This is a genomic window from Streptomyces sp. SID3343, assembly GCF_009865215.1.
Taxonomy (GTDB): domain Bacteria; phylum Actinomycetota; class Actinomycetes; order Streptomycetales; family Streptomycetaceae; genus Embleya.
On the sequence record NZ_WWJX01000591.1, the window covers coordinates 1 to 9,356 of the forward strand.

The 9,356-nt window shown below is 70.3% G+C and carries 6 protein-coding genes; 3 read left to right on the top strand and 3 right to left on the bottom strand.

From position 1 onward, the window contains the following. Nucleotides 1–908: FtsK/SpoIIIE domain-containing protein (locus tag GT354_RS54130; RefSeq protein ID WP_272923840.1), on the top strand; the 908-nt coding region annotated here is incomplete at its 5' end. Further along, on the top strand, nt 845–2,584 hold the full coding sequence (locus tag GT354_RS54135; protein ID WP_346012069.1) for an FtsK/SpoIIIE domain-containing protein: 1,740 nt from the start codon (nt 845–847) through the stop codon (nt 2,582–2,584). The genes GT354_RS54130 and GT354_RS54135, both read left to right, overlap by 64 nt. A gap of 41 nt (nt 2,585–2,625) precedes the next feature. Here the strand turns inward: GT354_RS54135 and GT354_RS18065 are convergent, their stop codons facing one another. Genes GT354_RS18065 through GT354_RS18075 form a run of 3 tightly spaced genes read right to left on the bottom strand, consistent with a single transcriptional unit; the run spans nt 2,626 to nt 4,403 of the window. Continuing rightward, the gene (locus GT354_RS18065) at nt 2,626–2,961 is read right to left on the bottom strand and encodes a WXG100 family type VII secretion target (RefSeq protein WP_161357333.1); all 336 of its coding nucleotides are present in this window, start codon (nt 2,959–2,961) and stop codon (nt 2,626–2,628) included. 53 nt (nt 2,962–3,014) lie between these two features. Next, nucleotides 3,015–3,323 (bottom strand): M3 family metallopeptidase, encoded by a 309-nt coding sequence (locus GT354_RS18070; RefSeq protein ID WP_161357334.1) that lies wholly within the window; start codon nt 3,321–3,323, stop codon nt 3,015–3,017. Nucleotides 3,324–3,380: 57 nt separating this feature from the next. Beyond that, the gene (locus tag GT354_RS18075) at nt 3,381–4,403 is read right to left on the bottom strand and encodes a serine/arginine repetitive matrix protein 2 (protein ID WP_161357335.1); all 1,023 of its coding nucleotides are present in this window, start codon (nt 4,401–4,403) and stop codon (nt 3,381–3,383) included. Between the two features lie 186 nt (nt 4,404–4,589). Here GT354_RS18075 and GT354_RS18080 point away from each other — a divergent pair. After that, on the top strand, nt 4,590–9,356 hold a 4,767-nt coding region (locus GT354_RS18080; RefSeq protein WP_161357336.1), incomplete at its 3' end, for a hypothetical protein.

Genomic DNA, 9,356 nt, shown 5'->3' on the forward strand with positions numbered 1-9,356 from the left:
TGGACCTGGTCCGCGACGGCCCGCACGGCCTGATCGGCGGCACCACCGGCTCGGGCAAGTCCGAACTTCTCCAGACCGTGATCGCCTCGCTCGCCGCGGCCAACCGGCCCGACGAGCTCACCTTCGTGCTGGTCGACTACAAGGGTGGCAGCGCGTTTCGCGAGTGCGCCGAACTGCCGCACACGCTGGGCATGATCACCGACCTCGACGGCCACCTGGTCAAGCGCGCCCTGGCCTCGCTCGACGCCGAACTCCGGCGCCGCGAGACGGTTTTGAACGAGGTCGAGGCCAAGGACCATACCGAGTACCGGATCAAGCGCTCCCGCGATCCGCGACTGCCGGCGCTGCCCCGACTCATCCTGGTGATCGACGAGTTCGCCACCCTGGTCCGCGAACTGCCCGACTTCGTACCCGGTTTGATCAGCCTCGCGCAGCGCGGGCGTTCGTTGGGCCTGCACCTGCTGCTGGCGACCCAGCGTCCCGGCGGCTCGGTCAGCAACGAGATCAAGGCCAACACCAACCTGCGGATGGCCTTGCGGGTGACCGACCGCTCGGAGAGCCAGGACATCATCAACAGCATCGAGGCGGCGGGGATCTCGCCGAACAACCCGGGTCGGGCGCTCGTCCGGCGCGGAGAGGGGGCGCCCACGCCGTTCCAGACCGCGTTCGTCGGCGCGGAGCGGCCGGCGCCGTCCCGAACGCCGCCGCCGAGGCCGCCGTGGCCCGGCCGGTACGCGGGGTCCGGCTCGGCTGGCAGCGCCTCGGGCGCCCGCTGGATCTCTCGGAGGCAGGACTGGAACCGGAATCGTACGCCGACCCGCACGAGGGCGGTACGACCTCTTCGGTGGAGCAACCGACGGACCTGCGCGCCCTGGTGGACGCGCTGCGCGAGGCGACGGACCGGCTGACCGACTTCCAGGCCCTGCCGAGTCCGTGGCTGCCGCCGATGGACGGCCGCATGCGGCTGGACGAGCTGCCCCCGATTCCGGAGCCGGAACCCGGTGCGCTGCCGATGGTCCCCTACGCCCTGCTCGACTTCCCGCACCTGCAGGCCCGGCGACTGGCCGCGATCGACTTCGCGACCTTCGGGCACCTGTACGTCATCGGCGCACCGCGCTCGGGCCGCACCCAGGTCCTGCGCACCATCGCGGGTGCGGCGGCGCTCACCATCCCCTGCTCCGATCTGCACATCTACGGGATCGACGCGGCCGGCGGCGCACTGGGCGTGCTGGAGGCGCTGCCGCACTGTGGCGCGATAGTCTCGCGCCACGACGCGGAGCGCCTGGAACGGTTGATCTCCCGCCTGGCCGGCGAACTGACCATTCGACAGCGGCTGATCGCGCAGCACGACTGTGCGGACGTCACCGAACTGCGGGACAAGCTGCCCAAGGACCGTCGGCCCGCCCACGTGGTGTTGATGGTGGACGGCTGGGACGCGCTGAGCAACATGCTCGACGACTACGACGGCGGCCGCCTGTACGCCGAATTCGTCCGGATGCTGCGCGAGGGCCAGGGCGCCGGCATCCATGTGATCGCCACCTCCGAGCGCCTGTTGCTCGGCGGACGCCTCGCGGCGCACAACGACCGCCGGTTGCTGCTGCGCCAGACCGACCCGAGCGACTACACCCTGATCGGCATGCCCCGCAACAGCGTTCCCTCACACGTGCCCCCGGGCCGCGGCTGGCTCGCGCCGGGGGCGATCGAGGCACAGATCGCGTTGCTGCCGTCGATCGCCGAGTCGTCGACGGCCACCGCCATGGGCGCCGTCGAGGAGGAGGACACGTTCGCCGGCGACCAGAGCGACCAGGCCGAGGCGATGCGGGACCTGGGTCGGCGTGCGACGATCCGCGACTCCAACGTGCCCGACGTACGGCGGCCGTTCCGGATCAACGAGATGCCCACCGTGATCGGGTTCCAGGAGGCTCACGCCTTGGTGCCGCAGCCGTTGCGCAAGCCCTTCTGGGCGTTGCTGGGCGTGGGCGGCGACGCGGTCGAGCCGCTGGGCTACGACTTCGAGTCCGGTGGGGGCTCGTTCATGGTCGCCGGGCCGCCGCGCAGCGGGCGCACCACGACGCTGGCCGCCATGGCCGTGTCCCTGCTCATGAGCGGCACTCACCTGATCGTGATCACGCCGCGCGATTCGCAGTTGCGCAAGCTGGCCGCGCACGGCCTCGCGCACGTCTTCGCCGAGCCCGACCCGGCCCCGGAGGCGCTGGTGGAGGCGTTGGCCGCGGTACAGGGCAAGCCCGCGGTGGTCGTGGTGGACGACGCGGACCTCATGCTGGCGTGTGCCGCCGACACGGTGTTGCGTCAGATCGCGACGTCGGGCCGCGACCACGGGCGGGGATTGTTGTTGTCCGGGCTGGCGGAGTCGATGAGCTCGCTGGGGTGGGTCGGCATGGCGCGGCGGTCGCGGCGCGGTCTGCTGTTGGGGCCGAAGTCCCTCGGCGAGGGGGACCTGATCGGGGTCAGGCTGTCGGCCGAGCAGGTGCGTACGTCGCTGAGCCCGGGCCGGGGCTGGACCGCGGGCGACGCGGGGACGGCGATCGCGGTGCAGGTGCCGCTCACGGTCCTGGGCGGCTGACCGGGCGCGGGCGGCACCCGCACAAGGCGGGGAGGCGGCGGCTACTGGTGGGCCGCCGCCTCGGCCTTCATCTTCGCGACGGCGGCGTTGATGTCGCCCATCAGCTTCGTGTCCGAGCCGGCGAGGGACGTGGCGATGCCCTTGAAGTTCTCGGCGTACGAGTGGATGTTGGCCGCGGAGGTCTTCATCTGCTGGCTGAAGGTGTTGTAGGCCTCCTTCAGGGCGGGGCTGGCCTTCTCGAACACCAGCCCGTCCTGGAGCAGATTGCTGACCGTGTCCTCCAGTCGGTCCAGCTCGTCGGAGATGTCGGTCAGCTTGGTGCCCATCTTCGTGGCGCTGTTGGTGATTTCGTCGAAGTCGATATTGACGTCGGCCATCTGATCCTCCGAGGGGGTCGCTGGGGGTGAGGGGCGGGGGTTTGAACAGGCTGCTACTGGGAGGAGTTGACCTTGTCGGCGATGTCCTTGTCCATGTCCTGGATCGACGACATGATCTGGCGGAACTGGTCCGCGTAGCCCTTGATGCTGTCGGTGGCCGCGGTGAGCGCGGTGCTGAACTTCTGGTACTGCGCCTGCAGCGCCGGGCTGGCCTTGGTCAGCACGAGATTCGTCGTCAGCAGGCTGTCGACCTCTTCCTTGGCCTCCTGCATCCGGGGCACGAGCGTGCTTTCGACGCTGGTGTCCAGCAGGTTGGACACCCGGGTGATCTCGGCGTAGGTGAGCTTGATGTTCGCGGCCATGGCGAATCTCCTCGAAATCGGCAGCGGATGCCGGAGTGGGTGGGGCTGTGGCGGGCGTCAGATGAGGACGTGACCGCCGGGGGGCGGCTTGTCGACGCCGGTGTTGCCCTTCTTGCCGGGGCCCGCGTCGGCGTCGGCGTACGCGGGGTCCCGTTCCCATTCGCCCCTGGGCCCCTTGCGGAGGTAGTGCTCGGTCTTGTCGCCGGCGGTGGTGATCATCGTGCCGCCGCCGTCCTGGTTGATGGTGTAGACGGACGTACTCGTGGTGCCGTCCCCGTACTTGGTGGTGATGGTGTAGTCGCGGACGTCGAACTTGTCCGGGTCCTTGCCCCGGTCCTTGCCGTCCTCGATGTCGACCCATTCCGGGGGGCCCTTGTACGTCGTGGTCGTCTCGTAGCCCTGCCCCTGCGGGTTGGTGATCTTCGAGGTCTCCTTGATGATGTTGTTGTTCTCGTCCAGCTCGACGTTGACGTCGATCGTGCCGTGTTCGTCCTGGTGGTGGTACGAAGTCGGGGGCTTGTCGGCGGGTTTGGGCGGCTCGTCCCCGGGGTTGGGAGGAGCGCTGTCCTCGCCCTTCGCCTTCCAGGCGGCACACCACGCGGGCGCGTCCGGCCCGTGGCACGTGTGACGGATGCTTTCCTCCGGGTGGTCGCGGAAGAAGCCGGTGGCGCCGATCCCGGCCAGATACTCGTCCCACTTGGCCTTGTCCGCGAGCCATTTGTCGTGCGCCGCCTTGGTGTCGCGCCACTGGTCGATGCCCAGGCTCTTGGTCATCAGTCCCGCCGCGGCGGAGATCTTCGCGTCGCCGTCGAAGAACACGTCGGACACCGCCTTGAAGGTGTCGGCGAGTTCGTTGAGACCTTCCTTGGCCTTGCCGGTGCGGGACTTCGAGTGGTGATAGAAGTTGTTGAACGCGTACGACAGGCTGGAGCTGCCCAGGGCCGCCTTGCGTTCGCCGGCCAGTGCCTCGCCCAGGTCCCGGAAGGCTCCCGGGGTTCCCGTATCGGCCTTCTCGGCAAGGGCTCTGAGCTTGCTCTGAATCGTGTGCAGGTTGTTGTAGTCGATCGCGAAATCGACCATTTCCACCTCCTGTCCTCGACCGGCCCGCACGGTTGCGCCGGTTCCTCGAACCGCGTCCACTTCTGTACGCGTTGCAACCGGCGAAGGTTCAACGACGTTGATACGACAAACATTGAACCTGTCGCACCCGATGCGCGTACAGAAGAGCGCCGTGCTTGAACGATCGACGAGAAGGGGCGTTTTTCGATGGCTCGTCCTGGTGACTGGAGTGCGCTCGGTCTCGGCGGCGACCCGACTCCCGGCGACCCCGGCCGGATCGAGAGTGTGATCGCGGCGGAGCTCGTGTACGTCGAACTCGCCCGCGACATCGACAACGGTCTGACCGAGGTCAAGAACACGGCGAGCACCATCTTCGTCGGCAAGACGGCCGAAGCACTGCGCGGCGTCATCGACGGTCGGCTGCGCGACTACATCTCCACGTTCAAGACGGCCCACGAGAAGACCCGCGGCGCCCTGACCACGTACGTCGGCGTCATGCGCACGCAGCAGGAGCGCGCCGACGCCGCGCTGACCGCCGCCGCCGCGCTGTCCGAGGACGACGACGCGGGCCGGGACACGCACAAGGCCACCGCCGAGGACGCCAAGACCACCCTGGAGGGCGCGGCCGACACCGCCGCGCGCGCGATCAACGCCGCCGCCGAGTCCATCGCCTCCCCCGTGGACGAGTGCGAGGAGTTCTGGAAGGCGCTCACCTGGATCGCCATGCTCCTGGCCCTGCCGGCGATCATCTTCGGCGGACCGATCGCACTGCTCGCGATCGCCTTGAACGTCGCGCTCCTGATCAAGACCGCGATCGACTTCGCGCACGGCAAGGCGAGCGTCACCCAACTCGTCCTGGGGGTCTTGGGGGTGATCGCCCCCACCACCAAGGGGCTGCACCTGGGGAACCTGTGGAAGCTCGTCGGGGGCATCTCCAGCCGCGGCGTCGCGGGCACCAAGAACCTGTTCCTGGGCGGCGCCAACTCGCTCGGGCTGTTCAGCCGGCTCGGGCTGGGTATCGACGACGTGGTCGGCGCGGCGGGAGCGTGGATCAAGGGCGGGATCCAAGGACTCAAGCTGGGTCCCGGCCTGGGCAAGGTTCCCCAGTTCCTGTCGTTGGGCGGCCAGGGCGCGCGCGGCATCCGGTTCTTCCCGCTGGGCGCCGAGCTCACCATGATCAACCTGGCCGGCGCCAAGACGTTCTTCGGCCTGCGCAGCGTCATCACCACCATCAACGCCTTCAAGGGACTGGGCGCTTCGATCGCGCACGGGCTGAGCGGCTTCAAGGGCCTGCGGCTGTTCCTGCCGGTGGCGGCCGACGAGATGGGCAAGGGCCTGGGGCTCGCCTTCAAGATCGGCTTCATCGACCGCGGCGTCTTCGGCATGTACCGCTACGGCGCCTTCATCGACGGCAAGTTCATCGGCGCGGGCGCCAAGGTCTCGGGCGGCGTCAACGCGGGGTTCGGCGCCTTCGGGTCGGGCGGCGATCTGATCAAGCTGCCTCACATCAACCTCGGCGGGCTCGACTCGATGGGCGGCGGACCGCTCGGCGCCGCCTTCGACGTGCCGCCCCCGTACACCCGGTTCGCCGGCGATTTCGGCGACCTGTCCGTGGCGAACATCCCCCCGCTGGGCACGTTCGGCAACGGATTCCACGTCGGCGGCTTCCCCGACCTGAGCACATATCTGGGCAACACCGGCAACCTGGGCGCGTTGGTACCGCTCACCGGGTTCGGGACCAAGATCGCCGACATCCCGTCGTTCTCCTTCACCGGTCTGGGCACGACGAACCTCGCGGGGAACCTCACCGTCCCGCCCGGGATCACCGGGCTCGGCCAGACCGGACTCGGCGCGCTGCCGCCCTCGCTCGGGCACATCAGCATCCCGAACCTGGACACCGTCACCAACTCCTTCCCCAAGCTCGACATGGGCCTACCCGGATCGGGCGCGCTGGTCCACGACCTGCCCTCGACCGGCGCGATGGCCCTCCCGCACGTCGAGGGCCTCGGGACCGTCTCCCTCCCGCAGGTCGGGCACGTCGCGCTCCCGCAGACGGGCGTCAGCGCGATGCCGAGCGTGTCCGTGCCGACGCTGCCGCACGTCAACCTCTCGCCGGTGTCGGCGACGCCGGTCTCCGGGCTGTCCGGCTCACTCGCCCCCGGTCTCGGCACCCACGTCGGACCCACGACGGCCGCGCTCGGCGATCTCAGCCTGCCGACCGTCAGTGCGCAACTGACGGACCTGCCCGCCCTGTCCCCCTCCGGCCTCTCCGGACCGCAGGCCGTCGGACTGGGTGACGGCGCCCTCGTCCACGTCCCGGACATCGGTTCGGTCCCGGTCGTGGCGCAGATCCAGGCGCCGCACACCGGTCAGATCGCCACTCCGGCGGGCGGCGCGGTCGGGCTCGGACACGTCGCCACCCCGAACCTCGGCGGCCTGCCCGGCGTCACGCACGTGGCGACGCCCGCCACCGGCGCCCTGTCGAACATCGCCGGGGTGAACACACCCCATCTCGGGGCGATACCGAACGGCACCGCCGTCGGCCTACCGAACACCGGGGTCGTCGACCTGCCGACGGTGCACGGCGGGCACGGCGAGCTCTCACCCACCGCGCCGGGCGCGCACCCGGTCGGCGGCAAGGGCGTCGACGGCATCGACGACGCGACCACGCACATCGACGTCAACGGCAGCCAGGTGACGCTCGGCACCCTGACGACGGGCAACGGAGCGGGCCACGTCACCCCGGTCGGCCTCGGCGGCACCGGAGCCGGCCACCTCCTCCCGAGGACCCCGGCGGCCGACAACCTCACGGTGTTCATGGTGAACAACGTGCAGTACGACTTCGTGCACACGTTCAACGGCATCCCCGGCCTCGACGGCGTCGAGGTACGGGTCGCCCCGAGCATGCGGGCCGGCCGGACCGTCGACGTCCACGTCGATGCGGGGGGCCGAACCGGCATCGACGCGTCGCACATCACCGTCGGCGACCGGCAGGTCCTGCGGATCGAGCAGAACCTGCCGACCGGCGGTGTGCGCCGCTGGGACTACGAGCTGAGCGCGCAGAACAACCATCAGCTCCTCGACGACCAGATCATCGACACCCACGTCACCGGCCCCGTCCCCGGGCAGGCCGTCGAACTGACCCCGCTCACCACGCCGCAGCCCCCGTCCACCGCGATCACCGGCACGACCGCGCTCGCAGGCGGCACCACCGTGCCGACGCTCCACGGACCGGGCACCATGGCCGCCCCGGCGCCGCGACTCGTCGACATCCCGGGGCTGCCCGGCACTCGGGTCGAGGTCAGCTTCGGCCCGGGCGGCGGCATCCAGGACATCCGGGCGATCGGCGATGCGAACGTGCGCCCCTCGCGCGTCACCCGACCGACCGGAAACGACCTCGTGCGGGTCGAACAGACCATCGTGGACGACGTCGAGACCCGCCGCTGGGATTTCGACGTGTCCACGGCGAACGGCCGACTCCTGCGCATCGAGCGCCACATCACCCTCAACGGCGGCGATTACGACGGCACCCTCGTCGCCGTCAAGGTCGACGTGGCGGACAATCCCTTCGGCGTCACCCACTTCGGCGCCGACGGCAGCATCCTCAATCCCGGCGGACCGCCCGTACGCGTCGACGCGGTCGCCGTCAACATCCCCACGGGCACCGGCTTCCAGCTCTACGACCGGACCACCGGCGCACCGTCGCACACGGGCCTGCAACTCGTGGACTCCGACGGCGGCAAGCTGCCGATGCACGTGATGACCCCGCACAACGGCGAGCCCCACACGCTCGTCGCCGACGACGCCACCACGTCGCTGGGCTCCGTCACCGCGCCCGCGAACGCGAACGGCATGTTCCACGTCGTCCCGACCGACACCGGTCCCGCCGTCCGGGTCTTCGACGCGGACGGCCGGTTCTCGCACGAGTCCCTGCCGCTCACCGGCATCGACCAACTGCACCTGGCGGGCGGCCACATCCACTCGCCGCACGCCGACACCCCGCACATCGCGGGCCCCGACGGCGCGCCGGTCCCGCGCACCGACGTCGTCCCGCAGCTCGACCACGGGTTCCGCGTCGTGCACCCGGGTGGGCAGTTCCACGTCGATGTCGCGGGCGCACGCGCGCACGACGTCATACCGCTCACCACCGCCGGCGGCCACGACACGGGGCTCCACGTGTTCACCCCGGTCAACGCCGCGAACCCGCTGCCCAACCCGCGCGGCCTGGACGGCACGCCGTCCACGACCGCGACCGTCGCCAACGTCGACAACACGTTCCACCTCACCGGCATCGATGCCCGGCCCCATGTGGTGACCGTGCACACCCCGCAGGGCGCCTTCTCTCACAACGCGCTCCCGCTCACCGGTGGCGGCGGCGCCCCCGGCGGGTTCATCCGGTTGCCCGACACCGTCGGCGGGACCCCGCACCTCACCCGGGGCGACGGCACGATCGTGCCGAACACGAGTGTCACGCCGCAGCACGGCGGCGGGTATCTGGTGCAACACGGCGGCGGAGCGATCATCGTCGGCGACGGGGGCCGCTACACGCACAACGTCGTCGAACTGACGGCCGGCGGCGCGCGCCTGGGGCAGTTCGTGCACACACCGGTGGGCACCCCCCACGTGCCGGCGCCCAACCCGAGCAGCCGAGGCGGCATACCCGACCCCGACCTCACGGTCACCCGGGTCGGCAACGACCTGCGACTCACCGACCCCAACGGGTCGTTCACCGCGCACGGTCTCGACGGCGTGCGCCGCTACGAGGCGATCCACGTGCTCGGCGGTCCGTTCGAGGGCCGGTTCGTCCGGTTCGACGGCCACGCCGGCACTCTCGTCGACGGGCACCTCGCCCCCGTACCGGACGCCCGCGTCGTGCGGCAGACGCAGTTGCCGGGCGGCGGCTTCCGGGTCGGCGACGGCGCCGACCACGTGGTCGTCGGCCCGCAGGGCTTGCACCGATTCGACGTCGTGGGC

What these genes read in the sequence shown, in the direction of transcription:
- GT354_RS18065 (WP_161357333.1), bottom strand. Translation starts at nt 2,961, where the DNA reads ATGGCCGACGTCAATATCGACTTCGACGAAATCACCAACAGCGCCACG.
- GT354_RS18070 (WP_161357334.1), bottom strand. Translation starts at nt 3,323, where the DNA reads ATGGCCGCGAACATCAAGCTCACCTACGCCGAGATCACCCGGGTGTCC.
- GT354_RS18075 (WP_161357335.1), bottom strand. Translation starts at nt 4,403, where the DNA reads ATGGTCGATTTCGCGATCGACTACAACAACCTGCACACGATTCAGAGC.